This window comes from Pseudomonas sp. PME37.24/006, assembly GCF_055556635.1.
This window is the reverse complement of the sequence record NZ_JBVHNL010000005.1, coordinates 206,098-230,838: the sequence shown is the minus strand read 5'-3', so window position 1 is coordinate 230,838 and position 24,741 is coordinate 206,098. Positions and strand designations below refer to the sequence as shown.

At 61.9% G+C, this 24,741-nt stretch carries 17 protein-coding genes; 7 read left to right on the top strand and 10 right to left on the bottom strand.

The features are described from left to right. Window positions 1-745: 745 nt before the first annotated feature. Window positions 746-1,846 (top strand): choline metabolism transcriptional regulator GbdR, encoded by a 1,101-nt coding sequence (gbdR, locus tag ACZ3GY_RS22010; protein ID WP_463563217.1) that lies wholly within the window; start codon window positions 746-748, stop codon window positions 1,844-1,846. A gap of 477 nt (window positions 1,847-2,323) precedes the next feature. Here the strand turns inward: gbdR and ACZ3GY_RS22005 are convergent, their stop codons facing one another. The 8 genes from ACZ3GY_RS22005 to ACZ3GY_RS21970 form a co-directional block, all read right to left on the bottom strand. Then, window positions 2,324-2,572 carry a hypothetical protein gene (locus tag ACZ3GY_RS22005; protein WP_463563218.1) on the bottom strand — a complete coding sequence of 83 codons (249 nt, stop codon included), beginning with the start codon at window positions 2,570-2,572 and terminating at the stop codon, window positions 2,324-2,326. A gap of 39 nt (window positions 2,573-2,611) precedes the next feature. Further along, window positions 2,612-3,385, bottom strand: a complete 774-nt coding sequence (etfB, locus tag ACZ3GY_RS22000; RefSeq protein WP_465911980.1) for an electron transfer flavoprotein subunit beta — start codon at window positions 3,383-3,385, stop codon at window positions 2,612-2,614. Window positions 3,386-3,483: 98 nt separating this feature from the next. Continuing rightward, window positions 3,484-4,713 (bottom strand): electron transfer flavoprotein subunit alpha, encoded by a 1,230-nt coding sequence (gene etfA / locus ACZ3GY_RS21995; RefSeq protein WP_465911979.1) that lies wholly within the window; start codon window positions 4,711-4,713, stop codon window positions 3,484-3,486. A gap of 90 nt (window positions 4,714-4,803) precedes the next feature. Further along, a complete protein-coding gene (gene dgcB / locus ACZ3GY_RS21990; RefSeq protein ID WP_465911978.1) occupies window positions 4,804-6,777 on the bottom strand; it encodes a dimethylglycine demethylation protein DgcB in 1,974 nt (657 codons plus the stop codon). A gap of 175 nt (window positions 6,778-6,952) precedes the next feature. After that, window positions 6,953-9,013 carry a dimethylglycine demethylation protein DgcA gene (dgcA, locus tag ACZ3GY_RS21985; protein WP_465911977.1) on the bottom strand — a complete coding sequence of 687 codons (2,061 nt, stop codon included), beginning with the start codon at window positions 9,011-9,013 and terminating at the stop codon, window positions 6,953-6,955. Window positions 9,014-9,097: 84 nt separating this feature from the next. Then, on the bottom strand, window positions 9,098-9,628 hold the full coding sequence (locus tag ACZ3GY_RS21980) for a DUF5943 domain-containing protein (RefSeq protein ID WP_465911976.1): 531 nt from the start codon (window positions 9,626-9,628) through the stop codon (window positions 9,098-9,100). Window positions 9,629-9,683: 55 nt separating this feature from the next. After that, the gene (locus ACZ3GY_RS21975) at window positions 9,684-10,661 is read right to left on the bottom strand and encodes a dipeptidase (protein ID WP_465911975.1); all 978 of its coding nucleotides are present in this window, start codon (window positions 10,659-10,661) and stop codon (window positions 9,684-9,686) included. 374 nt (window positions 10,662-11,035) lie between these two features. Next, window positions 11,036-11,998, bottom strand: coding sequence for a GlxA family transcriptional regulator (locus ACZ3GY_RS21970; RefSeq protein WP_465911974.1), 963 nt, complete (start codon window positions 11,996-11,998; stop codon window positions 11,036-11,038). Window positions 11,999-12,189: 191 nt separating this feature from the next. Here ACZ3GY_RS21970 and choX point away from each other — a divergent pair, with 191 nt between their 5' ends. From choX to ACZ3GY_RS21950, 4 genes are all read left to right on the top strand, one after another. Then, window positions 12,190-13,125 (top strand): choline ABC transporter substrate-binding protein, encoded by a 936-nt coding sequence (gene choX / locus ACZ3GY_RS21965; protein WP_225836236.1) that lies wholly within the window; start codon window positions 12,190-12,192, stop codon window positions 13,123-13,125. A gap of 67 nt (window positions 13,126-13,192) precedes the next feature. Next, window positions 13,193-14,077: a 3-dehydrocarnitine:acetyl-CoA trimethylamine transferase CdhC gene (gene cdhC, locus ACZ3GY_RS21960; protein ID WP_465911973.1), complete on the top strand. Its 885-nt coding sequence runs from the start codon at window positions 13,193-13,195 to the stop codon at window positions 14,075-14,077. 22 nt (window positions 14,078-14,099) lie between these two features. Next, window positions 14,100-15,065: an L-carnitine dehydrogenase gene (locus ACZ3GY_RS21955; RefSeq protein WP_465911972.1), complete on the top strand. Its 966-nt coding sequence runs from the start codon at window positions 14,100-14,102 to the stop codon at window positions 15,063-15,065. A 2-nt stretch (window positions 15,066-15,067) separates the two neighbouring features. Continuing rightward, window positions 15,068-15,538, top strand: a complete 471-nt coding sequence (locus ACZ3GY_RS21950; RefSeq protein WP_465911971.1) for a thioesterase family protein — start codon at window positions 15,068-15,070, stop codon at window positions 15,536-15,538. Between the two features lie 276 nt (window positions 15,539-15,814). Here ACZ3GY_RS21950 and ACZ3GY_RS21945 read toward each other — a convergent pair whose 3' ends face one another. Next, the gene (locus tag ACZ3GY_RS21945) at window positions 15,815-19,831 is read right to left on the bottom strand and encodes a hypothetical protein (protein WP_465911970.1); all 4,017 of its coding nucleotides are present in this window, start codon (window positions 19,829-19,831) and stop codon (window positions 15,815-15,817) included. Between the two features lie 330 nt (window positions 19,832-20,161). Then, window positions 20,162-21,454 (bottom strand): glycine betaine monooxygenase oxygenase subunit, encoded by a 1,293-nt coding sequence (gene gbca / locus ACZ3GY_RS21940; protein ID WP_465911969.1) that lies wholly within the window; start codon window positions 21,452-21,454, stop codon window positions 20,162-20,164. 355 nt (window positions 21,455-21,809) lie between these two features. Between gbca and gbcB the strand changes: the two genes are divergently transcribed. After that, window positions 21,810-22,910 carry a glycine betaine monooxygenase reductase subunit gene (gbcB, locus tag ACZ3GY_RS21935; RefSeq protein ID WP_465911968.1) on the top strand — a complete coding sequence of 367 codons (1,101 nt, stop codon included), beginning with the start codon at window positions 21,810-21,812 and terminating at the stop codon, window positions 22,908-22,910. A gap of 964 nt (window positions 22,911-23,874) precedes the next feature. Beyond that, entirely contained in the window at window positions 23,875-24,738 is an 864-nt protein-coding gene (locus ACZ3GY_RS21930) for an alpha/beta hydrolase (RefSeq protein ID WP_465911967.1), read from the top strand. Window positions 24,739-24,741 lie beyond the last annotated feature (3 nt).

The following is a 24,741-nucleotide window of genomic DNA, read 5'->3' as shown; positions in this document are numbered from 1 at the left end:
GATTTTTTCTACCCTTGGCCAAGGCTGGAGCCCACGTGTGGCGCGGTTCTCAGCTTTTCAGTCGGCCTTAGGCTAGGTGAGCCGGGGGCTGCAGCGAATTCGAAAAAAAACGTATGTAAGCCTGTCGGTAGCTGCAAAACGGACGTTGAAAGAGCGATTTTTGAACTGTTCTGATCGCCTGGTACATCCGGGAGAGGCTGGTACCTGCAAATTGATGACGTCTTTTCATGGATCCATACGACCCTGGCAGTCGGAGTGGCTGTGCCAACTTATTTGTTGAATCAGCCGCTGCGAGCTCATCGTCGAGCTATGCGGCGATAACAGGAAATCCGCCTGTTACCAATGGGCGTTTATCGCCCAGATGGCCGGTTGTCCGCTAGCTTTTGGTGCAGGTCGAGTAATGGCCGAATCGTCATTGCCGTGACCGCTCAGTCACGGGCTCCGTTACTGCCGCCGGGTAACCATCCCAAAAGTATGGGAACACCCTCAGGATGTAGTGCTACCAAAATGCTCAAGCCCTTGTGGCATGGCACTTTGCGCCAATTTTAAGATGAATCGCCGAGTACCTCTGGCTCGCTCTGCCGGGGCGTTCCAGCCTGGGCGATATTTTATTGAACGACCGTTCAATGTCGGCATGACCTTTGCGTTATATAGGCCATCTGCTTGACTGCCATGTGCCGTGAATACAAGAAAATCAGAGCCTCGTGATGAAGGCTCACAACGTGCTTAGCGTGAGGGTTCACCGATGTCACAGTTCAATCAGGGAGCGCAGCTCCAGAGCCGTGTTCCCCAATCCATCGGGTTTCTCCTGTTGGACAATTTCACCCTGATCTCCCTGGCGTCCGCCGTGGAACCTCTGCGCATGGCCAACCAGCTTTCCGGCAAGGAGCTGTATCGCTGGCACACCCTGACCCTCAATGGCTTGCCGGTGTGCGCCAGCGACGGTCTGCAGATCACCCCGGATGCCTGCACTGCCAACGCGCCAGCCCTGAGTGCGGTGATCGTTTGTGGCGGTGTGGATATTCAGCGCAGCGTCACCCGTGAACACGTTCAGTGGCTGCAAGCCCAGGCGCGTCAGGGCCGGCAAATGGGCGCGGTGTGTACTGGCAGCTGGGCACTGGCCAAGGCCGGCTTGCTCGATGGCTACGATTGCAGTGTGCACTGGGAGTTTCTCGCTGCGATGCAGGAGGCTTTCCCCCGTGCGGCCATCACCACGCGTCTGTTCTCCATCGACCGCAACCGCAATACCTCGTCCGGAGGCACCGCGCCGATGGACATGATGCTGCACCTGATCGGCCGCGAGCATGGTCGCGAACTGGCGGCGGCGATCTCCGAGATGTTCATCTACGAGCGCATCCGCAACGAGCAGGATCACCAGCGCGTGCCGCTCAAGCACATGCTCGGCACCAATCAGCCGAAACTGCAGGAAATCGTCGCCTTGATGGAAGCTAACCTCGAGGAGCCCATCGACCTCGATCAACTGGCGCTCTACGTGGATGTTTCGCGTCGTCAGCTGGAGCGTCTGTTCCAGAAGTACCTGCACTGCTCGCCGTCGCGCTATTACCTGAAGCTGCGCCTGATTCGCGCCCGGCAGTTGCTCAAGCAGACCTCCATGTCGATCATTGAAGTTGCCTCGGTCTGCGGCTTCGTCTCCACGCCGCATTTCTCCAAGTGCTACCGCGAGTACTTCGGCATTCCGCCACGTGACGAGCGCGCGGGCAGCAGCTCGAACGTGATTTCCCTGGTGCCGATTCGCGATGACCTGATGCACGAGTCGTCTTCCGCCATGTCCGCGCTCAGTCGTGCTAAGGGGGAGTCGACCTTCGCCAGCGTGCGCATCCTCTGATCCAGATGGCGGTGACGACTTACGGCCGTTACCGCCAGATGCATCCTGAGCAAAAAATCGCCTGGAGCGATTTTTGACGTCGCTTGCGAGGGCCCGAAGGGTGACCACCCGGGGGGGGGGGGGGGCACAAAAAACACCTGCCTTTCGAGAACCGCATGGCATCGGGCTTTCGGCGCTTTCCAAACAGCTTATCCACAGCCATGCGCACAGTATTTGTGCGCAAGCTATTGGTGCTGACGATAACGTTGCCTGCTCTTTACGATTTTTGCTGGAGTGGCCCTGGAAAGGGCTTCTTGGCGGTTTTTCCGAAAAGCTTCTGGACAAAAAACCGACAAGCACTTGCAAGGCCCGTGATGCCGGGCGGCTGACAGTTATTCAACAGTTTATCCACAGGCACATGCACAGCATTTGTGTGCAAATTATGGCGGTTTGCAGAGTAGGGCGGCTGCGCTGCAGCCTGCCCATTTTCCAGAAGCCCTAGCGGCGTGGCACGAGAGCCGGCAGCAGGGTGCGTGAGATGGCTTCGCGTACGGTCGGCAGCACGGTGGCGCTGCCGGCGAGTATGTCTTCGACCATATGGCGCAGCGCCAGGGCGCGTTCCGGGCACAGGCCGGTGACCGCGTATTCGCAGGCCTGCTCGGCGCTGGCGCCGCTGGGAATGCTGATGCCCAAGGCTACCAGGCGTTCGCGGAGATCTTCCTGGTCGATCAATTCGGCGTGCATCATCGTCCTGTCCTCGTGGAGTGTTTGAAGATCGGCGCCCCGTCAGCGCAGTACGCCTTCGTCCAGCAACAACTTGAAGATAGCCTCTGCGCCCTCCTGTGGCGAGACACCGTTGAGCACCTGACCGCCGCCACCTGAAGCCTTGGCCGTGGCCGCCTTCATGCGTTCGGCGCCGGTCTTGGCCTTGATCACCTTGAGGCGCTTGGGACGCGGACGGGCCGGTTGCCACTGGGCATCGGCATAGAGCGGGTCATCGACCAGTTCCACCGATTCATTATCCAGCGTGCCGCGACGGGCCGGGCCGAATGCGCTCTGGCGAGCGGCCGGTGCCGCACCGTCGACGCTGGCGACGAAGGGCAGGCGTACCTTGAGCCGCCGCCGTTGCCCGCGGGGTAGCGCCTGCAGCACCTGGGCGCTGCCGCCTTCGATGCTTTCCACTGCCGCCAGGCCAACGATCAGCGGCCAGCCCAGGCGCTCGGCCAGCAGGTAAGGCAGCATGCCCGAACCCTCACCGGTTTCCGACTGGCTGCCCGTCAGCACCAACTGTGCCTTGGCTCGTTGCAGGTGCTCGGCGAGGGCCGGCAGGGCATCGGCCTCGCGAGTCTGTTCGAGCACGGTGAGGCCGGGCAGGCCCATGCCCAGGTAGGCGCGCAGGGTTTCTTCGTGCGGATCGCCGGCATGCACCACATTGAGCCTTTCACCTGCCAGCTTCAGGCCCAGTTCCACGGCGCGGGCATCCTGCTCGGCGCGCCGCGGCCGCCCCGATGCCGGGTGCGCGCCGATGGAGACGAGGGCAATGATGTTCAATTCAGCCATGCTGGAACTCCACCGGTACGTACGATTTCGCGAGCATGACTCGCTCCCACGAGGTTGCGATGCAGGTGTGGGAGCGGGCCATGCCCGCGATAGGCTGTTCATGCGGCATCGCGTTTGGCTCCCTGGCGATGGGCTTCGACCCGTTCCATCAAGGCCTGGAGGATGGCGGCAGAGTCGCCGATCACCGCCATGTCAGCTCGCTTGATCATGTCGCAGCCGGGGTCGAGGTTGATCGCCACCACCTTGTCGCAAGCGCCGATGCCCTGCAGGTGCTGGATCGCGCCGGAGATGCCGACCGCCATGTACACACGGGCGGTGACCCAGGTGCCGGTGGCGCCGACCTGGCGGCCGCGGGGCATATGGCCGTCGTCCACTGCCACGCGCGAGGCGCCTTCGGTGGCGCCGAGTGTCGCGGCGGCGCGATGGAACAGGGCCCAGTCCTTCACGCCATTGCCGCCGGAGAGGATGAACTCCGCTTCGGCCATGGGAATCTGCGCCGGGTCGACGGCCACCGAACCCAGGTCTTCGATACGCGGCAGGTTGCGCGCGACCTGTGCCGACAGCTCGACCAGCCGCGCTTCATGGCGACTTTCGCTGACCGGTTCGGCGCATTCCGCCGCAGCTAGAATCAGGCGGGGTGCTACTTGGGCGATATCCTCGCGGCCCGCACCCGCGCGGCCGGTACTTTGCCCGTCCTTGACCTGCCAGACACGCGTTGCCGGACGCTCGCCCATGCTGGCCGCCATGCGTCGGCCCAGTTCGCCACCGCCGTTGCGGCTGTCCGGCAGTAACCAGTGACGCGGAGCGAACTGACTTTCCACCGCGCGCAGGGCAAGCACCCGCTGCTCCGGTGAGTAGCCTGCGTACTCTTCGCCGTCGAGGTGTATCAGGCGATCCACGCCCGCGGCTTCGAAGGTGCTTCCGCGGATTTCGCCAAACACCACGGCAAGCACTGCGCCGTCCTTGCCGGCCAGTAGGTGGGCGAGGCCGAGCAGATCCTTGTCGTGGCTGCTCAGGCGGCCGCCGACCATGTCCGGCACCACGGCGATGATGAATGCTGGCTGCTCGACGATGTGCAGTGGCAGTTGCACCTCCACGCTGGCGCTCTGGCGTTTGTTCGAGCCGCCCTGCTGCGCGCCGCTGCGGTCGATGCGCTTGAGTCCGGCCGGGCCGATGAAGCCGGCGGCCGCTGCGTGCGGGTTCTTGCGCACCAAGCCGTTGGGGCCGACCCACTGGATCTGCTGAGTCTGCATGGCGGCGTGCAATGGATGCAGGCGATTGCGTGCGATCCATTCGGCGTGCGGGTCGCGTCGGATCAGGTCACTCATTTAGGCCACCTCCGCCAGCGCGGCACCGTAGGATGGGTGATAACCCATCGGCCATTGATGGGTTATCACCCATCCTACGCATCTGAGCCATCACGCCACCTCCACGGTGTCTGATTTGGCCACCGGTTTCTTCCGTTGTGCTTCGCTCTCGATCAGCACTTCGGCCACCAGCTCGGCGATGTCCTTGATCTGCGGGCGCGGTTCGACCACGCCTTCGAGCATCACGGTGCATTGCGGGCAGCCGACGGCCACCAGTTCGGCACCGGTTTCCTTGATGTCTTCCATGCGCATGTCGGGAATCCGCTGCTTGCCGGGGATGTCGGTGATCGGCGCGCCGCCACCACCGCCACAGCAGCGTGAGCGGAAACCGGAGCGGGCCATTTCCCGGACTTCGATGCCGATGGCCTTGAGCACCGTGCGCGGCGCTTCATATTCGCCGTTGTAGCGGCCCAGGTAGCAGGGGTCGTGATAGGTCACGCTGCCGCCCTTGTGTTGACCGAGAGGTAGCAGGTCGCGCTGCATCAACGATTCGATGAAGGTGCTGTGGTGCATGACCTGATAATGGCCGCCCAGGGCGCCGTACTCGTTCTTCAGCACGTGAAAGCTGTGCGGGTCGCAGGAGACGATGGTCTGGAACTGGTACTTGGCCAGGGTGGCGATATTGCGGGTGGCCAGTTGCTGGAAGGTCGCCTCGTCGCCGAGACGGCGGGCCACGTCACCGCTGTCGCGTTCCTCCAGGCCGAGCACGGCGAAGTCCACCCCGGACGCCTTGAGGATCTTTACGAAGGCGCGCAGGGTGCGCTGGTTGCGCATGTCGAAGGCGCCGTCGCCTACCCAGAACAGCACGTCGGTGCGTTGTTTCTCGCTGAGCAGCGGCAGGTTCAGGTCGGCGGCCCAGTTCAGTCGTCCGCCCGGTGCGAAGCCGCCCGGGTTGTCGGTGGCGATGAGATTTTCCAGCACCTCGGCACCCTTGTTCGGTGTCGAGCCTTTCTCCAGGGTCAGGTGGCGGCGCATGTCGACGATGGCATCGACATGCTCGATCATCATCGGGCATTCCTCCACGCAGGCGCGGCAGGTGGTGCACGACCACAGGGTGTCGGCATCGACCAGCGCCTTGCCCTGCAGCGAGACGATGGGCTGATGCGGGCCGCCGCTGTGCTCACCGAGTGGTTTGCCACGGCCGTCTAGGGATGGATAGGGCGAGCCGGCGAACTTGGCGTCGCTGCCACCGGCCAGGCCGATGACCATGTCCTGAATCAGTTTCTTCGGGTTCAGCGGCTGGCCAGCAGCGAAGGCCGGGCACATGGCCTCGCACTTGCCGCACTGCACGCAGGCGTCGAAGCCGAGCAGCTGGTTCCACGTGAAGTCGGTGGGTTTTTCCACACCCAGCGGCGCTTTGGGATCGCTCAGGTCGAGTGCCTTGAGGCCGGTGGAGCGACCACCGCCGAAGCGTTCGCTGCGGCGGTGCCAGGCCAGGTGCAGGGCGCCGGCGAAGGCGTGCTTCATCGGCCCCCCCCAGGTCATGCCGAAGAACAGCTCGGACACGCCCCAGGCCACGCCCACGGTCAGGAGGGCCGCAAGCACCCAGCCACCGAAGTCGGTGGGCAGAATGCCAGCCACCGGCAGCGTGGCGATGAAGAAACTTGCGGAGAACATCAGTAGGCTTTTTGGCAGGCGCATCCACGGGCCTTTCGACAGCCGTGCCGGCGGATTGCGTCTGCGTTTGGCGACGAACAGGGCGCCAACGAACATACAGGCCGTCGCGGCCAGCAGGGCGAAGCCAAGGATGCGGTTGTGCAGGCCGAAACCATGCACGACGATCGCCAGCACGGCGGCAAGCACGAAGCCCCCCGCAGTCGCCACGTGGGTTTTCGACATGTAGGCGTCACGCTCGACCACATGGTGCAGGTCGACCAGATAGCGCCGCGGCATGTTCAGCAGGCCACCGAGCCAGTCGACCTGCGCGGGCCGTCCACGGCGCCACATGAAGAAGCGTTTCGCTGCACCCAGTACGGCCAGGCCGAGGGCGGCGAAGAGCAGGATGGGGAGAATGGTTTGCAGCATGGTGGAGCTCCCGCAAGGGTCTTGTAGGAGCTGGCTTGCCAGCGATTCAGGCAGCGCGGTTTGGCGTGGCAGCCGCGTTATCGTTCATCGTCGGCAAGCCGGCTCCTACAGGCGTGTTCGGAGTTCCCACGCGGACGGTTCGACGCCTCGACGTGGGAATCATCAGCGGCTTTTCTTAGAAATCCTTGCACAACCGCAGCGCGTCATAGATCGCCGCATGGGTGTTGCGCTGGGCCACGCAGTCGCCGATGCGGAACAGCAGGTAACCGTCGCCGGCCTGGCTTAGCGAGGGCTGTGGCGCGATGGCGAACAGCGCGTCGATGTCCATCTGGCCCTTGTTGCGCGAGCCTTCCTTCAGGGCGTAGTACAAGCCCTCGTCCGGGCGCACGCCGTTCTCGACGACCACCTGATCGACCACGCGCTCTTCCTTGGCGCCGGTGTATTCGTTCTCCAGCACGGCAATCTTCTTGTCGCCCTCGGCGTAGACCTTCTCCAGCATCATGTCGCCGGTCATGATCACTTCCTTGGGATACATGCTGCGGTAGTAGGTCGGGAATGACGTACCGCCAATAGCCACACCCGGCTTGATGTCGTCGGTGACGATCTCGACCTGGCAACCCTTGTCGGCGAGGAAGTCCGCCACCGACATACCGGTGAATTCGCAGATGGTGTCGTACACCAGCACGTTCTTGCCCGGTGCCACCTTGCCGCTGAGGATGTCCCAGCTGCTGACCACCAGGCCTTCGGCCGCGCCCCAGTGCTCGACCTGCTCGAGGAACGGGTGCCCGCCATTGGCGAGAATGACGATGTCGGCCCGCAGGTCGTTGATGGTGTCCATGTCGGCCGCGGTACCCAGGCGCAGGTCTATGCCCAGGCGCGCCAGCTCCAGCTGATACCAGCGGGTGATGCCGGCGATCTGGTCGCGCTGCGGGGCCTTGGAGGCCAGGGTGATCTGCCCGCCGAGCTGCTCCTGCTTCTCGAACAGCGTCACGTCGTGGCCACGTTCGGCGCTCACGCGAGCGGCTTCCATCCCGGCCGGGCCGCCACCGACGATCACCACCTTGCGTTTCGGCCCGTTAGATTTCTCGATGATGTGCGGCAGGCCCATGTACTCGCGGCTGGTCGCGGCGTTCTGGATACACAGCACGTCCAGGCCCTGATACTGGCGGTCGATGCAGTAGTTGGCACCGACGCACTGACGGATCTGGTCGATCTGGCCCATCTTGATCTTGGCGATCAGGTGCGGATCGGCGATGTGCGCCCGGGTCATGCCGACCATGTCCACGTAGCCGCCTTCGAGAATGCGCGTGGCCTGGTTCGGGTCCTTGATGTTCTGCGCGTGCAGCACCGGCACGTTGACTACTTCCTTGATGCCGGCCGCCAGGTGCAGGAACGGCTCTGGCGGGTAGCTCATGTTGGGGATGACGTTGGCCAGGGTGTTGTGGGTGTCGCAGCCCGAACCGACCACGCCGAGGAAATCGAGCATACCGGTTTCGGTGTAGTACTTGGCGATCTGCTTCATGTCGTCGTGGGACAGACCGTCCGGGTGGAACTCGTCGCCGCAGATGCGCATGCCCACGCAGAAATCGTCGCCCACTTCGGCACGCACGGCCTTGAGTACTTCCATGCCGAACTTCATGCGGCCTTCGAAGCTGCCGCCCCATTCGTCGGTGCGTTTGTTGACCCGCGGCGACCAGAACTGATCGATCATGTGCTGGTGCACGGCGGACAGTTCGACGCCATCCAGGCCGCCTTCCTTGGCCCGGCGTGCGGCCTGGGCGTAGTTGCCGATCACCCGCCAGATTTCCTCTGGCTCGATGGTCTTGCAGGTGGCACGGTGCACCGGCTCGCGGATGCCGGACGGCGACATCAGGGTTGGCCAATGGCCGCCATCCCAGCGCGAGCGACGGCCCATGTGGGTAATCTGGATCATGATCTTGGCGCCATGCTTGTGCATGGCGTCGGCCAGGTTCTGGAAGTGCGGGATGATCCGGTCGGTCGCCAGGTTCACCGATGCCCACCAGTGCTGCGGGCTGTCGATGGCCACCACCGAGGAGCCACCACAGATGGCCAGGCCGATGCCGCCCTTGGCCTTTTCCTCGTAGTACTTCACGTAACGCTCGGTGGTCATGCCGCCGTCGGTGGCATACACCTCCGCGTGCGCGGTGGAGAGCACGCGGTTACGGATGGTCAGTTTGCCGATCTGGATCGGCTGGAACATTGCTTCGAAGGCCATGACCTTCTCCTCGGCGACTGCACAGCGTTCACGGTTGACGCGGGCAAAGGCACCTTTATTGGGTGGCGCCTCTTGCCCTATTGGTTACAGCGGGCGGGTGATGAACAAGCCATCGTCGTGGCCTTCTTCCGAGCCGCTGTATTGCTGCACGGAGACTGTGCGGATCGAGCTGCCGTTGGCGGCGAGAATCTGATCGATGGCGCCGGAGAACCAGCCGGTGAACATGTAGTCCACCTTGCGACCTACCTTGCCGTAGACGTACACGAAGGCGGAGTGCTTGAGCTTCACTTCGGCATAGCCGGTTTGCAGATCGAGTTTCTGCGTTTCGAACAGTCCCCAGCCGCGTTGCGACAGGCGTTTCATGTAGTGCTCGAACACCGCGGCACCTTCGATGCCGTGGCACTCGGCTTCCTTCTCGCACCAGTGCCAGGCGGACTTGTAGCCAGCCTTGTAGAGGATTTCGGCGTATTTGTCGGCGCCGAGCACTTCCTCGATGCCCATGTGGTTGTTGACGAAGAAATGCCGCGGTACGTAAAGCATCGGTAGGGCGTCGGTGGTCCAGACGCCCGTTTCGTCGTCGACCTGGATGGGCATTTCGGGGGCATGGGTGGCCATGTGGATAACTCCATAATCAAGTCGTTCGTAGGGTGGATTTGGCGTCGCGTCCGGCCTATTCGCCCCAGACGTCGGCCAGCACCCTCACCCAGTTTTCGCCCATGACCTTGCGCACGGTGCGTTCGCTCATGCCGCGCTTGAGGAGGGTTTCGGTGAGGTTGGGGAATTCGCCTACGGTGCGGATGCCCAGCGGGTTGACGATCTTGCCGAAGCTGGTCAGGCGGCGGGCGTAACCCTTGTCGTGGGTCAGGTACTCGAAGAAGTCCTGGCCGTGGCCCTGGGTGAAGTCGGTGCCGATGCCGATAGCGTCTTCGCCGACGATGTTCATCACGTACTCGATGGCCTCGGCGTAGTCGTCGATGGTCGAGTCGATGCCTTTGGCCAGGAAGGGCGCGAACATGGTCACGCCAACGAAGCCACCATGGTCGGCGATGAACTTCAGCTCGGCGTCGGACTTGTTGCGAGGGTGTTCTTTGAGGCCGGACGGCAGGCAGTGGGAATAGGTGACCGGCTTCTTCGATTCGAGGATGACTTCCTCGCTGGTCTTGCTGCCGACGTGGGACAGGTCGCACATCACCCCGACGCGGTTCATCTCGGCGACGATCTCGCGACCGAAGCCGGACAGCCCGCCGTCACGCTCGTAACAGCCGGTGCCGACCAGGTTCTGGGTGTTGTAGCACATCTGCACGATGCCCACGCCGAGCTGCTTGAAGATCTCCACGTAGCCGATCTGATCCTCGAACGCATGGGCATTCTGGAAGCCGAACAGAATGCCGGTCTTGCCCAGCTCCTTGGCGCGGCTGATGTCGGCGGTGCTGCGCACCTGCATCACCAGGTCGCTGTTCTCGCGGATCAGTTTCTGGCTCGAAGCGATGGCATCGATGGTTTCCTGAAAATCCTCCCAGACCGACACCGTGCAGTTGGCCATGGTCAGGCCGCCCTTGCGCATGTCTTCGAACAGTTCGCGGTTCCACTTGGCGATGATCAGACCGTCGATGACGATGCTGTCGGCGTGCAATTCGGCTGGGCTCATCAGGCTGCTCCCCTTGATTGGTGGCACCAGATTCGTTGCTGGCGCTTTGTGGGGAGCATATGCCTCGGCGCCCGATCGACCGGGTGCAAAAACGACTGGGGGATTGCCGAAAGCGTCAAGGCGAGGTCGTGAATGGATAAGCCTCTTTGGGCAGGCCTGTTCCAGAGCAGGGGATGACCGGCATGCAGCTACAAGGCGGAAGCAGCCGGTGGATGCAGAGCTTTCTTTTTGTAGGAGTGGCTTTAGCCGCGAGCTCTTTACGCCTAGCTAGGCAAAATCGAGGCTAAAGCGGATCGCCGCCCGGCCTCTCCCACAAAAGCTCTGCTCACCGTCCGCTTCCGCCACTTTGCAGCCTGTAGGATGCTTGCGCCTTTTCACGGTCGTAGAGTGGGTGGGGCTGTTTCGTGTCGATCCTGCCGTGGGCTGACGGCGAAGCGGGTGCGGTAGCGGCGGGCGAAGTAGGATGCCGATTCGAAGCCGCAGGCCAGCGCCACTTCCAGCACGCTGAGGTCGCTCTGGCGCAACAGCTGACGTGCCTTGTCGAGCCGCAGGCCGAGGTAGAAGGTGATGGGCGTGGTGTCCAGGTGCTGACGGAACAGCCGCTCCAGTTGCCGGGTGGTGATGCTCACCGTGTCGGCCAGTTGTCCGGGGGAACGAGGCTCTTCGGTGCAGCGCTCCATCTCGGCGATCACCAGCGCCAGCTTCTTGTCGTGAATGCCATAGCGGCTGCTGACCTGCATGCGCTGGTGATCCAGCCGCGTGCGGATACGGCCGAGCACGAACTGCTCGGATACCTGAATCGACAGCGACTCGCCATGGTCGCGGCCGATCAGCCCGAGCATCAGGTCGAGGCTGCTGGTGCCGCCGGCACTGGTGATGCGCCGGCCGTCGATTTCGAACAGCTCCTGGGTCGGTTGCAGTTGTGGATAACGTTCGCGAAAGGCATCCAGCGCCTCCCAGTGCAGGGTGAAGCGCTGCCGTGTTTCCAGCAGCCCGGCCTCGGCCAGCACGAAGCTGCCGGTGTCGATGCCGCCCAGCACCCGGCACTCCCGGTCGGCGCGGCGCAAGCGGCTCGCCAGCTGCGGGTTGAAACCTGCCAGCGGATCGAAGCCGGCCACCACGAACAGGCTGGTGTCCGCCAACTCCTCATCCAGGGCGCCGTCGACGTTGAGCGACATGCCGTTGCTGGCCGGTACGGCCTGGCCATCGTCGCTCAGCAGGCGCCAGCTGTAGTGCGGCGCGTGAAAGCGATTGGCGACCCGCAACGGCTCGATGGCGGACATCAGCCCCATCATCGAAAAGCCGGGCAGCAGGAAGAAACAGAAGTGGTGCGACATGGCGGAGCCCCCGCATGTGGAATCCGCATCTAACGGCAGGAGCGCTCTCCGATCAAGTCGGTATGGTCTGGATTTGTGTCGATATAGTGCGAATCGCTTGCCGGGTATCTGCGTAAGGTGCACGCATCGGAATCACGCTTTTCCGGTCACGGTACTAAAAACCAGATCAAACCGTTGAGAGGAGCCTATCAATGAAAGCGCTTACCGCATTCGCAGCGTGCTGCACGCTTACCTTGTTGAGTACGCCCTTGCTGGCCGCCGACGAGGAGAGTTGCAAGACCGTTCGCCTTGGCGCCGTCGGCTGGACGGACGTCGTCGCCACCACCGCCGTAGCCAGCGAACTGCTGCAGGGGCTCGGTTATGAAACGACCCAGACCCAGGCGTCGCAGCAGATCATTTTCGCCGGTATCCAGAAGGGCCAGGTCGATGCCTTTCTCGGCTACTGGAAGCCGATCATGGACGACAACATCAAACCTTTCCTCGACTCCGGTGCGGTGAAGGTGGCCGAGCAGCCCTCGTTGAACGACGCCGTGGCGGTGCTCGCCGTGCCCAGTTACGCCGCCGAGCAGGGCCTCAAGACCCTGGCCGATATCCCGCGCTTCAAGAGCCAGCTGGACGGCAAGATCTACGGTATCGAGGCAGGCTCCGGCGCCAATATGGCGATCCAGAAGATGATCGACCAGAACCGCTTCGGTCTCGGTGAATTCAAACTGGTGGAATCCAGTGAGGCCGGCATGCTCGCCGCCGTGGGCCGCGCGGTGCGCAGCGAGAAGCCGGTGGTGTTCTTCGGCTGGAAGCCACACCCGATGAACCTGCAGATGCCGATCACCTACCTGAGCGGTACCGAAGGTGTGTTCGGCCCCAACGATGGCGCCGCCACCGTTTCCACCGTGACCTCGCCGGACTACGCCCAGCGCTGCCCCAACGCCAATCGCCTGCTGACCAGCCTGCGCTTCACCAGCGCGCAGGAGGCCGAGCTGATGCAGCCGATCATGGATCGCCAGGCGCCAGACAAAGTGGCGCGTGAGTGGATTGCCGCCAACCCCGAGGCCGTCGCCGGCTGGCTGGAAGGCGTCACCACCCGTGACGGCAAGCCTGCCGCCGAAGCCCTGAACGCCACCCGCTAATCCCATCCCGTGTCGTTACCGTGCTTGCGCGGTGACGGCGTTCGCCCCGAAGAAGAGGAGATCGAACATGAATAATGAAGTCATCATCACCTGCGCGGTCACCGGCGCCGGCGATACCGTTGGCCGCCATCCGGCCATTCCGGTCACCCCGAAGCAGATCGCCGCTGCGGCCATCGAGGCCGCCAAGGCCGGTGCCACCGTCGCCCACTGCCACGTGCGCGACCCGCAGACCGGTAGGCCGAGCCGCGATGTGGCGTTGTACCGCGAGCTGGTCGAGCGCATCCGCGATAGCGACACCGACGTGATCATCAATCTCACTGCCGGCATGGGGGGCGACCTGGAGATCGGCCGGGGCGAACAGCCGCTGGAGTTCGGCGCCGGCACCGATCTGGTCGGCCCGCTGACCCGCCTGGCCCATATCGAGGAGCTGCTGCCGGAGATCTGCACCCTGGATTGCGGCACCCTGAATTTCGGCGACGGTGACTTCATCTACGTCTCCACCCCGGCGCAACTGCGCGCTGGCGCCAAGCGCATCACCGAGCTGGGGGTGAAGGCCGAGCTGGAAATCTTCGACACCGGTCATCTGTGGTTCGCCAAGCAAATGATCAAGGAAGGCTTGCTGGACGACCCGCTGATCCAGCTTTGCCTGGGGATTCCCTGGGGCGCACCGGCGGACACCACGACCATGAAGGCCATGGTCGACAACCTGCCACCGGGCCTGACCTGGGCCGGCTTCGGCATCGGCCGCATGCAGATGCCCATGCTCGCCCAGGCCATGCTGCTGGGCGGTAACGTGCGCGTCGGCCTGGAAGACAACATCTGGCTGGACAAGGGCGTGCCAGCCAGCAACGGCTCGTTGGTCGAGCGTGCGGCCGAGATCATCGAGCGTCTTGGCGGGCGGGTGCTGAGCCCGGCCGAAGGGCGCGAAAAGATGAACCTGAAAAAACGCTGAGCCTTTAGCCTGGAGCTTGGAAATGTCCTTCATTACCGATATCAAAATCTTCGCCGCCCTCGGCACCGGCGTGATCGGTGCGGGCTGGGTCGCCCGTGCCCTGGCCCATGGCCTCGATGTGCATGCCTGGGATCCGGCGCCGGGCGCCGAAGCGGCGCTGCGCACACGCATCGCCAATGCCTGGCCGGCCCTGCAGAAGCAGGGGCTGGCGCCAGGAGCAGCGATGGATCGACTGCGCTTTTTCGATGACCTCGATGCTTGTGTGGCCGGTGCCGACTTCATCCAGGAGAGCGCGCCAGAGCGGCTCGAGCTCAAGCTCGACCTGCACGCCAGCATCAGCGCCGCGGCGCGCCCCGATGTGATCATCGGCTCCAGCACCTCCGGCCTGCTGCCCAGCGAGTTCTATGCTGGGGCGCATCACCCGGAGCGCTGCGTGGTCGGCCATCCGTTCAACCCGGTGTACCTGCTACCGCTGGTGGAGGTGGTCGGTGGCGAGCGCACTGCGCCTGAGGCCGTTCAGGCAGCCATTGGCATTTACAGCGCACTGGGCATGCGCCCACTGCACGTGCGCAAGGAAGTACCGGGTTTTATCGCCGACCGCCTACTCGAGGCGCTGTGGCGCGAGGCGCTGCATCTGGTCAACGACGGTGTGGCCACCACGGGTGAGATCGACGATGCGATCCGCTTCGGTGCCGGGCTGCGCTGGTCGTTCATGGGCACCTTCATGACCTACACCCTGGCGGGCGGCGACGCTGGCATGCGCCACTTCATGGCCCAGTTCGGGCCGGCGCTGAAGCTGCCCTGGACCTACCTGCAGGCGCCGGAGCTGACCGAGGCGCTGATCGACGATGTGGTCGCCGGCACGGGCGAGCAGCAGGGGCAGCGCAGTATCGCCGAGCTAGAGCGCTACCGCGACGACTGCCTGCTGGCGGTGCTCGATGCCGTGCGCCAGACCAAGGCGCGCCATGGTTTCGCCTTCGAGGAATGAACATGCTGTCCGTTACCTACCGAACTGCGGTGCAGGCCGATTGGGTCGACTACAACGGCCACCTGCGCGATGCCTATTACCTGCTGATCTGCAGTTTCGCCACCGACGGGCTGATGGATCTCGTCGGCCTCGACGAGGCGGGCAGGGCGCGCACCGGGCATACGCTCTACACGCTGGAGTGCCACCTCAATTTTCTCGCCGAGGTGAAGCTAGGCGTGGAGGTTCAGGTGCGCAGCCGACTGCTCAACCATGATCGCAAGCGCCTGCACATCCATCACCTGGTCGAGCGCTGCGCTGACGGGCAAACCGTGGCCGAAAGCGAGCAGATGCTGATGAACATCGACACCGCCAGCGGCCGCTCGGCGCCCTTCGATGAGCAGGTCGCCGGGCGCATCGCCGAACTGGCCGAGTCGCAGCAGGGGATGCCGCGCTCCGCCTGTGTCGGCCGGGTGATTGGGTTGCCGGTTAGATAGCGCTGCAAGACAGGCCTCTGCAGGGCGCTTGCACCCTCGATCGCCCGCAAGCCGGCTCCTGCCGAGCCTGCTGGGATTTACCCATGTAGGAGCCGGCTTGCCGGCGAGCATCCGAGGGCGGATCGATTGGTGTGCTGAAGCGAATCGAAGCCAAACCGCGCGCTGTAGGGTGGGCTTTAGCCCACCAGAGAGACAAAAGCGCGAGTGCGGGTGACCTTGATCGCCCGCAAACGGCGCCCTGCAGGAGTCGATTGCCAATCGAACCGTTCTGGCCAATCAGCCGCGCATCACCCGCCAGGCCGGCATGTTGTCATTAGGGTTGTAGGTCAGCTCGCTCTTGTCGGTTTTTTCCACGCCAATGGCTTTCAACCAGGTTTCCAGATCGCCGGTGCTGATCTTGCCGTCGCGTCTGTCGTTCTTGGCCAGGTTGTCGAGCTGGTCGAAGAAGCCCTGGTTGTCGAGCAGGAAGCGCGCCGCCTCTTTCTCGGCGTCGCTGCCATCGCCGTTGGCGATCTTCTCCAGATCCTTCTTGCTGACGATGGCGTCCTTGCCGTTCCAGTCGTCCCAGCGATCACGGATGGTATCGATGACGCCCTGATTCTCGTCGAAGAAGGCGCGGTCGTACTGCTCTTCGTGGGCGCCGACCATTTTCAGCCAGGTATTGAGGTCGTTGGTGCTCACCTTATTATCATGGCCGCCTTTACCCCACTGGGTATCGAGTTGCGTCCAAAACTCACCGTTGTCGAGCAGGAACTGTGCAGCCGCCTTCTCTTCGTCGCTGCCGTCGCCGTTGGCGATCTTTTCCAGATCCTTCTTGCTGACGATGGCATCTTTGCCGTTCCAGTCATCCCAGCGCTCGCGGATGGTGTGCATGACCTCGCGATTGTCCTGATAGAAGTCCTTGTCGAACTTGGCCAGGTGCAGGTCGTCATCCAGACGATTGATGGACGAGCCGCCTTCTTGCGGCGTGTCCTTGAAATTCTCCCATTCATCCTTCTGGTAGTCGTAGATGCTCTGTCCGGCGGGGGCGTCGCGACCGTCGTATTCGTAAAAGCTGTAGCGCGCGTATTCGAGCTTGTCGCCCCAGTCTTCCTGGGTCATGCCGAGTTCGGCGAGATCCTTGAACCACTGGCCTTCCTTGTCGGTGGCTTTCTGTTTTTTCTCGTGGTCGACGAAAATGCCAATGATGCCGGCAATCAGCCCAAGGCCCGCGGTGATCAGGAACAGCGGGCCGGTTGCGCCTGCCAGCGCGCCGATGCTGGCGAACAGGCCGACGGTGCCGATTACGCCAGCCGTTGTACCCGCTACGCCGCTAATGATCTGCAACGCACCGGCCGCCTTGCCCATGTCGCTGTTGTTGGCGATGGCATCCTTGATGGCGTAGCCGCCCATCACGATGTCCGCCACGCTGAGGATGTCCGGGGCCACGCCCAGTACTTTGGTCAGGGTGCCGCCAATCTTCGCCGCCAAGCCAGGCTTTATGGACGGCACGTCCACCGCGCCGGTCGGGGTCAGAGCGTCGCGAATAGTCGCGCTATCGACGATGTTCGGCGTCGTGGGTGCGTTGCGGATCGAGTCGTTGACCTGCTCGATAGCGTCATCAACGATATCGGCGGCAGGCGGTGTGCGATTTTCCTGTTCGAACATCTCGTTGATGGACTCGCGATCCAACTCGAAATTGCCGGAGAAACCGTCGAATGGGTCGTTGCTCGCTGGCGTACTGCGGCCTGACTGCTGCTGACGTTCATCGAATACCCGGTCGAATGACTCACGACTCGGTGGCGTGATGTTGCGCTCTTCAAAATACTCCACGGCATCTTCGTAAATCGACGAAACGGCATCGTAGTAGGTCGTGCTGCCGGATGAGATCGAGGAGCTAACCGAGCGACTGGCAGCGTTTTCCAGGTGATCGGCAAATTCGCTGATCGAGGCATCATCCGGAACATTGCCCAGCCCGCTCGCGGTGCGCTGTTCGTTGATACTGTCGTTGATGGTCTCCTCGGTGATGTTGAGGTTCTGCTCCTGAGCAATTTCGTTGAGGCTGTTGTAGCGCGAGTAGTCTGCCGGTGGCGTTCCACCGGCGCGGGTAACGATGCTATCGAGCAGTTGCCGGCTGCCAGCATCATCGAGGGAGCCAATGCCCGAGGCTTCGGCGGAAAGCCTGACTTGGTCAACGGCGTTACCGCCGCCGCCACCGTTCAGCGAGCCCAGCTCGATAAGGCTGTTGGCGCGGTTTTCTGCCGCATCGGGAATACCGGAGATGCCGCGCTCGCGTAGGAAACCTTCGATCTTTTTACCGATGGTGCCGTTTTCTTTGCCCCAGATTTCCGGAAGGGTTTTGCTCAGTCCCAGCAATTCGGCAGTGTTGGTCTTGGTGAACAAGTCGAAGATCTTGGTCTTCTCGAACTGCGCCCCACCACTGAGAAAGGTGATGAAGTCCTTGGCGATGGCCAGGCGTTCCAGCGGTTCGTCGGACAGCTGGCCGTTCTTGGCCGAAAGCATGTAAATCGCCCCGCCCAGGGAGCCGAATGCGGAGAGAGTGCCGAGTACACCGTACTGGTTCAGCGTGCCGATAGCCCTGGTGAAATCATCCTTGCTGACTTCCGCCGGAATGTATTTGGTTTGTAGCTGCTGATCGAAATCAGCCTGGGTAATGGTGCCGTTGTTGAGCTGGTTACTGAGCTCGACGAAGTCGGCCATCTTGGTCTTGTCATTGAGCAGCTCGTTGTAAAACTTCTCGATGCTGTCTTGTACGCGGCGCGGGATATCGGCGGACTTGAGAATGGTCTTGATCAGGCCGCCCAGGTCCTTGTAGGCCATTTCCTTGTATTCGTCGGGAATTGCGCCAGGGTCGCCTACCAGGGTATCGATTTCGACCAGAATGCCGTTCTGCTTGAGCTCGGACTCAGCCTTGCGGGCGCGCTCCGGGTCGAGCAGTTCCAGGCTCGACGCCAGGCGGGCGACTTCCGCTTGGCCCTCGCTGTTCAGGCCCTGTTTCTTCATGTCGGCCAGGTATTTGACGAAGTCCAGGCTGGTCAGGGTTTCGTAAATTTCGTCTGCCAGTTTGGTCTTGTCTTCACCGCTGACTTTCTCGATGGCGCTGTCCAGTTCGGCCTGGAACTCCTTGCCGATCTTGTCCTTCTCGCCGTCGCCGCTGGTGAACATGTCGCTGAGCAGCTTATCCACCGAGTCGCCGTTGAGGATGTCCTGCATGTCCTCGGTACTCAGGGTTTCGCCATCGGTATCGAACTGGCGCCAGGTGGTATTTCCGCCGCGCGGGTCTTCGATGTAGGGCGTGATGCGGTGACCGCTTTCCATCGACGCCTTGGCCTCGATGGCCTTGACCAGCTTGTAGATGTCGCTGTCTTTGCCGACCGTGCCGTCGTCGATGAGCTTCTTGTACTTGTCGAGCAGGTTCTTGGTGGCCAACTCGACCACCGTCATCTCTTCCTTGTCGTCCTTGTTGGCCTTCTCGCCGCTGCTCTGACCGAGCAGATCCAGGGTATCGAGATTGGGTAGGTCGTATTTGTCACGCAGCGCCTGGATCGAGTCGCCGCCTTTGACGTGGTCGCTCCACATCCCCGCAACCCGGTCGTACATCTCCTTGTTTTCGTGCTGGGATACGACGTACTTCTTGCCGTCCTTGGTCTCGAACTGGATGACTCCATTGCCGAATTCGTCTGGCCCGCCCCACAGGGCAATATCATGCTCGGCCACGTAGGTGTCGGCACCCGCCACCTCACGGCCATCGGCCACGCGCTGCTCAAGGGTGTAGCGAGACAGGCCGATCTGCTGCACCGACGCGAATAGCTCGGGGGTCAGCGCCTTGGAGACGCTGACGGTTTCGCCGTCGGCGGTGATGTAGGTGATCACCTCGGCGTCTTCCAAATTGCCCTGCCACTTGAACTGGGTGTAGTCGCCCCAGTCCTGCACCTCGGTATTGCGGTCGGCGATGATGTGTTCGTCGCCCATTGCCGCGACTACCTGAGCCTTCTGCTCGGGGGACTGGTTAAGGGCGTGTAGGTTGACCAGAAACTTGTACAACTCGGGGTTGACCGAGCGCTCCACCACTACGCCCTGACCATTGACCTCGTAACGGATCTTGCCGTCCTTCGCCGCTTCGACCTGGGTTTTGTCCACTGGCGGCCATGTCTCATTGTCGGTGGCGGTGCGGTCTTCCTTGGGCTTGGGGTTGCCTTCGGCCTTCAGGCTCAGACGCATGATGCTGTCGAAACGCAGACCGTCGCCGCCAGCCTGATCGTTGGGGCCTTTGCTCAGTGGTTTCACGCTCACGGTGGTTTCCTCGCGAAGTGGAAGCGCGTGGCCAGGCCGCTTCGCAGAGAAAACCGCGTATGCGCCTTTAGCCGGGACTGCCTCGATTGTTTCGCTTACTGGCGTGAAATGCTGTGAAACATCCGTTCACGAACCGAACGGGCAGGGAGAGGCCCCGCGGGGGCATGGTTAGGTTAAAGGCGGAAGCGACCGGTGGATGCAGAGCTTTCTTTTTGTAGGAGGGGCTTTAGCCGCGAGCTCTTTACGCCTAGCTAGGCAAAATCGAGGCTAAAGCTTCTCCCACAAAAGCTCTGTTCACCGGCCGCTATCGCCTTTTTGCAGCCCCTGTTTTTACTGCGCCTTGACGTCACGCAGGTAGGGCGCCGGAGCGGCGCCGAGGTTGTTGAGCATGCGGCCGCTGTACCAGTCGATGAAGTTGACCACGCCGAACTCGTAGGTTTTCGAGTAGGGCCCGGGCTGATAAGCAGTGGAGTTGATGCCGCGCTGGTTCTCTTCGGCCAGACGACGATCCTGGTCGTTGGTGGCGTCCCAGACTTCACGTAGGCGGGCAACGTCGTAGTCAACGCCTTCGACGGCATCTTTGTGCACCAGCCATTTGGTGGTGACCATGGTTTCCTGGGCGCTGATCGGCCACACAGTAAAGACGATGATGTGATCGCCCATGCAATGGTTCCACGAGTGCGGCAGGTGGAGGATGCGCATCGAGCCCAGATCCGGGTTCTGGATGCGGCCCATCAGCTTTTTGCTGCCCTGCTTGCCGTCCATGGTCATGGACACGGTGCCTTTGAGCAGCGGCATGCGCACGATACGGTTACGCAGGCCGAAGCCGGCATGCAGGTAAGGGATCTTCTCGGCTTCCCATTTGGCCGCGGATTCGGCGACGTGATCCTTGAAGGACTGGCTGGCGCGCGGGTCGTTGGTGTCGTCCCATTCCAGCAGGGTGTTGAGCAGCTCCGGGTGCGAGCCGTTGCAGTGGTAGCACTCGCGGTTGTTCTCCAGCACCAGTTTCCAGTTGGCCTTCTCGTACAGGTTGGTCTGCACCGCCACCTTGGTGTTTTCCATGTCGTATGGCTCCATGTAATGAGCCAGGGTGGCGAGGAATTCGTCGATGGCCGGTGGGTTCTCGGCCAGGGAAATGAAGATGTAGCCGCCAGCGGTCTTGCAGTTCACCGGCTTGAGGCCGAATTGCTTCATGTCGAAGTCGGCACCCATTTCGGTACCGGCGAACAGCAAGCGGCCGTCCAACTCGTACGTCCACTGATGGTAGGGGCAGACCAGTTTGGCCACCTTGCCCTTGTCACTGGTGCACAGGCGCGAGCCGCGATGCCGGCACACGTTGTGAAAGGCGTGCACGACGCCATCGGCGCCGCGGATGACGAGAACCGGGTTGTTGCCGATCTGCAGGGTCAGGTAATTGCCCTTGGTGGGGATCTCGCAGGTCATGCCGGCGATCAGCCATTCCTTGTGGAAGATCTCCTGCATGTCGAGCTGGAACACGCGCTCGTCGTTGTAGAACGGCTGCGGCAGGGAAAAGGTGCGTTCGCGCTTCTGCAGCATGTCGGCGGCTGCGGCGCGGGCCGGTTCCAGCGGGTCGCCAAGGCTCAGTGTAGAGGTGACGGTCATCGGAGAACTCCTCGTGGCGAGCGCGCGGCGCTGGCCGTGAAAGTGGCTGTTGCGGTGGTACGCAAGGTGGCGCATCGCACCCCTGACCGCCTGCCGATTGGCGCTTTTCAGAGGGGTTGCGGCTGGCGCTCTTATCCTGTTCGGCTGGGGGCGAGTGTGGAGCCGGGCGCAACCTGAACCTTATCCATGGGCGACATGGCCGAATCATTTCCCGACTCGGTAGGCCAGTGTCTACGGGGCAGGTCGGCGTTAGCATGCCGATGTCGCTGGCAGGTAAATGAACGACAGGTGCGTTGCGCACAATCGCGGCAAAGACAGGGCCGGTGAGCGGCCTGCGTGCGCGAGAGAAACGACCATGTCGAACGAATTCCTCTATCCCGTCACTACCCAGACCTGGAGCAATGGCCGCCACGTGGTGCGTTGCGTCAAGGTCATCCAGGAAACATGGGATGTGCGCACCTTCTGCTTCATGGCTGACCAGCCGGTGCTGTTCTTCTTCAAGCCGGGTCAGTTCGTCACCCTGGAGCTGGAGATCGAAGGCCGGCCGGTGATGCGCTCCTACACCATTTCCAGTGCGCCCTCGGTGCCTTACAGCTTCTCCATCACCATCAAGCGGGTGCCTGGCGGCAAGGTGTCCAACTGGCTGCACGACAACCTGTCCGAAGGCCAGGAGCTGGCGGTGCATGGTCCGGTCGGGCTGTTCAATGCCATCGATTTCCCGGCCGACAAGGTGCTGTTTCTCAGTGGTGGGGTGGGCATCACCCCAGTGATGTCGATGGCGCGCTGGTTCTACGACACCAACGCCAACGTCGATATGGTCTTCGTGCACAGCGCGCGTTCGCCCAAGGACATCATCTACCACCGCGAGCTGGAACATATGGCTGCGCGGATCAACAACTTCAATCTGCACGTGATCTGCGAGAAGCATGGTCTGGGCGAGGCCTGGTCGGGCTATCGCGGTTATCTCAACGAGCCCATGTTGCAACTGATGGCGCCGGACTATCTGCAGCGCGAGATCTTCTGCTGCGGGCCTACGCCCTACATGGCGGCGGTCAAGCGGCTGCTCGAAGCCAAGGGCTTCGACATGACCCGCTACCACGAGGAGGCATTCGGCCCGGTACCGGCGGACGTGCGCGAGGAGGTCAAGGAACTGGCCGAGCAGGCCGCCGATGCGCCGGACGTGCCGGCTGCCGATCTCAATCAGGTGGCATTCACCAGCACCGGCAAGAGCATTCAGGTCGGCCCGGGCGAGACCGTGCACGCGGCGGCGGCGAAGCTCGGGCTGCATATCCCCAAGGCATGCGGGATGGGGATTTGCGGAACCTGCAAGGTACTGAAGACGGCCGGTGATGTGGATATGGAGCACAACGGCGGCATTACCGACGAAGACGTGGCCGAGGGATACATCCTGTCCTGCTGCAGCGTGCCGCGTAACGACGTGAGCATCGATTACTGATCCTCGTGCGTTTGGTTGAAAAACCAGCAGTACCCTGCAGGGCTTGCAATCAGTGAACGGTAGGCAGCATCAAACAGCTTATCCACAGCTAGACACACAGTAATTGTGTGCAAAAAAGAATAAGTTACGCTTGAGCAGCTGTGATCGGCGATAAGCCAGCTCAGTAGAGTTGGTGGTTTTTTGATCGTTTTCCGCTAGGCCTTATAAATAAGGGGCTGTGGCTCGGTGGTGACAGGTTATTCACAGCTTGATCCACGGACTTTGGGGAAAGGCGGCGGCTGGGTTATTCACCGTTAGCCAACCCGATATCGATTGCGGAGCGTTGCCAAGGCGCTTGGTATGCTTGGATTGCTGTTGATCAAAAAACGATCTATTTGCTTGAGGCTACGTAATCACTGGCCTGTATGGCTGTCTGAACACCTTATGCACAACTAAGCGCACAGCTTATGTGTGTAGATAACTCTGCAAGATCATGAATTAGAACGTTTTTCGCTCAAATCGCTAGATCCCTCACCAGATAACGGCTACAGCCGTTTATATACAGGTTACCCACGTCATCATCCACGGATTCTGGGGACGTCTATCCACAGCGCTGGAGTGGCGCCTATCGCCCGTTGTGGATTAAATGGCCTATCAAGTCGTTGGTTGAAAAACATACAGATCGCTGCGGGCTGCGATTTATAAGGCCTGTGGATACATATGCACAGCTTGTGCAGCAAGTGCTGCACTGCGAATGTGTGTAAGTGATGGGCCAACATATTGATATAGAACATTTTTTGTACGAAAGCCGTCAGGTACCGGGATGTCTGCCCTGTAGGCCTTTGCCGACAGCTTATCCACATACTCATCCCCGCTAGCTGGGGATAGTCTCATCGGTTATCCCCAGTTGTTGAAAAATGGGCACTTGCTGCAATCGCCGGCAGTCGTATTGGCTGATGGGCGATCTGCCCACATGGAGAGCTGAATGACTCTAGCAAAGCCCTTTCGTTACCTGGCCTTGATCGTGCCGCTATTAGGCCTGGCCGCTTGTTCGTCAGTGGACATTCTCAACGCCCTGGCGCCGGGTGGTGCTAGCAAGGTCAAGGGTGTGGCCTATGGCAGCGGGCCGCGGCAGTTACTGGATATCTACCGGCCTGCCAACCTGCAAGAGCCTGCTCCAGTGGTGCTGTTCTTTTATGGCGGGAGCTGGAACTCAGGCGCGCGTGGTGACTATGCCTTTGTCGGCGAGGCCTTGGCGGCGCGTGGCATCGTCACGGTGATTGCCGATTACCGGCTTTATCCACAGGTGCGCTATCCGGAGTTTCTGCTCGATAACGCCGCCGCCCTGGCCTGGACGTTGCAGGAGGTACAGCGTTATGGCGGCGATCCGCAACGCTTATTCCTGATGGGCCACAGCTCCGGGGCGTACAACGCGGCGATGCTGGCGCTGGATCCGCGTTGGCGTGGGCAGGTGGGCGTGCCTGAGAGCGCGATCAAAGGCTGGATTGGCCTGGCCGGGCCCTATGACTTTCTGCCCATCGAGAACCCAGAGGTAAAACCGGTGTTCTTTCACCCTCAGTCCCCGGCGGATTCGCAGCCCATCAACCAGGTGCATGCCGGTGCACCGCCCGCCTTGCTGATGGCCGCTAACGACGATGAATTGGTCGACCCGCAACGCAACAGCGCTGGCCTGGCCAAACGCTTGCGCGAGGCCGCCGTACCTGTCCAGGAGCGCTACTACAGCCGGCCCAGTCATCGCACTCTGGTTGCTTCTTTGACCTGGCCACTGCGCTGGTTGGCGCCAACGCTGGATGAAACCGTGGCGTTTATCCACAAGCCGCCGCATTGAGAG

Bases quoted from the DNA above. Each gene is read 5' to 3' on its own strand.
- ACZ3GY_RS21950 (WP_465911971.1), top strand. From the start codon at position 15,068: ATGCTGTCCGTTACCTACCGAACTGCGGTGCAGGCCGATTGGGTCGAC.
- gbcB (WP_465911968.1), top strand. From the start codon at position 21,810: ATGTCGAACGAATTCCTCTATCCCGTCACTACCCAGACCTGGAGCAAT.
- ACZ3GY_RS21975 (WP_465911975.1), bottom strand. From the start codon at position 10,661: ATGAGCCCAGCCGAATTGCACGCCGACAGCATCGTCATCGACGGTCTG.
- ACZ3GY_RS21955 (WP_465911972.1), top strand. From the start codon at position 14,100: ATGTCCTTCATTACCGATATCAAAATCTTCGCCGCCCTCGGCACCGGC.
- gbca (WP_465911969.1), bottom strand. From the start codon at position 21,454: ATGACCGTCACCTCTACACTGAGCCTTGGCGACCCGCTGGAACCGGCC.
- dgcA (WP_465911977.1), bottom strand. From the start codon at position 9,013: ATGGCCTTCGAAGCAATGTTCCAGCCGATCCAGATCGGCAAACTGACC.
- choX (WP_225836236.1), top strand. From the start codon at position 12,190: ATGAAAGCGCTTACCGCATTCGCAGCGTGCTGCACGCTTACCTTGTTG.
- ACZ3GY_RS21980 (WP_465911976.1), bottom strand. From the start codon at position 9,628: ATGGCCACCCATGCCCCCGAAATGCCCATCCAGGTCGACGACGAAACG.
- dgcB (WP_465911978.1), bottom strand. From the start codon at position 6,777: ATGCTGCAAACCATTCTCCCCATCCTGCTCTTCGCCGCCCTCGGCCTG.
- gbdR (WP_463563217.1), top strand. From the start codon at position 746: ATGTCACAGTTCAATCAGGGAGCGCAGCTCCAGAGCCGTGTTCCCCAA.
- etfA (WP_465911979.1), bottom strand. From the start codon at position 4,713: ATGAGTGACCTGATCCGACGCGACCCGCACGCCGAATGGATCGCACGC.
- ACZ3GY_RS22005 (WP_463563218.1), bottom strand. From the start codon at position 2,572: ATGATGCACGCCGAATTGATCGACCAGGAAGATCTCCGCGAACGCCTG.
- ACZ3GY_RS21930 (WP_465911967.1), top strand. From the start codon at position 23,875: ATGACTCTAGCAAAGCCCTTTCGTTACCTGGCCTTGATCGTGCCGCTA.
- cdhC (WP_465911973.1), top strand. From the start codon at position 13,193: ATGAATAATGAAGTCATCATCACCTGCGCGGTCACCGGCGCCGGCGAT.
- etfB (WP_465911980.1), bottom strand. From the start codon at position 3,385: ATGGCTGAATTGAACATCATTGCCCTCGTCTCCATCGGCGCGCACCCG.
- ACZ3GY_RS21970 (WP_465911974.1), bottom strand. From the start codon at position 11,998: ATGTCGCACCACTTCTGTTTCTTCCTGCTGCCCGGCTTTTCGATGATG.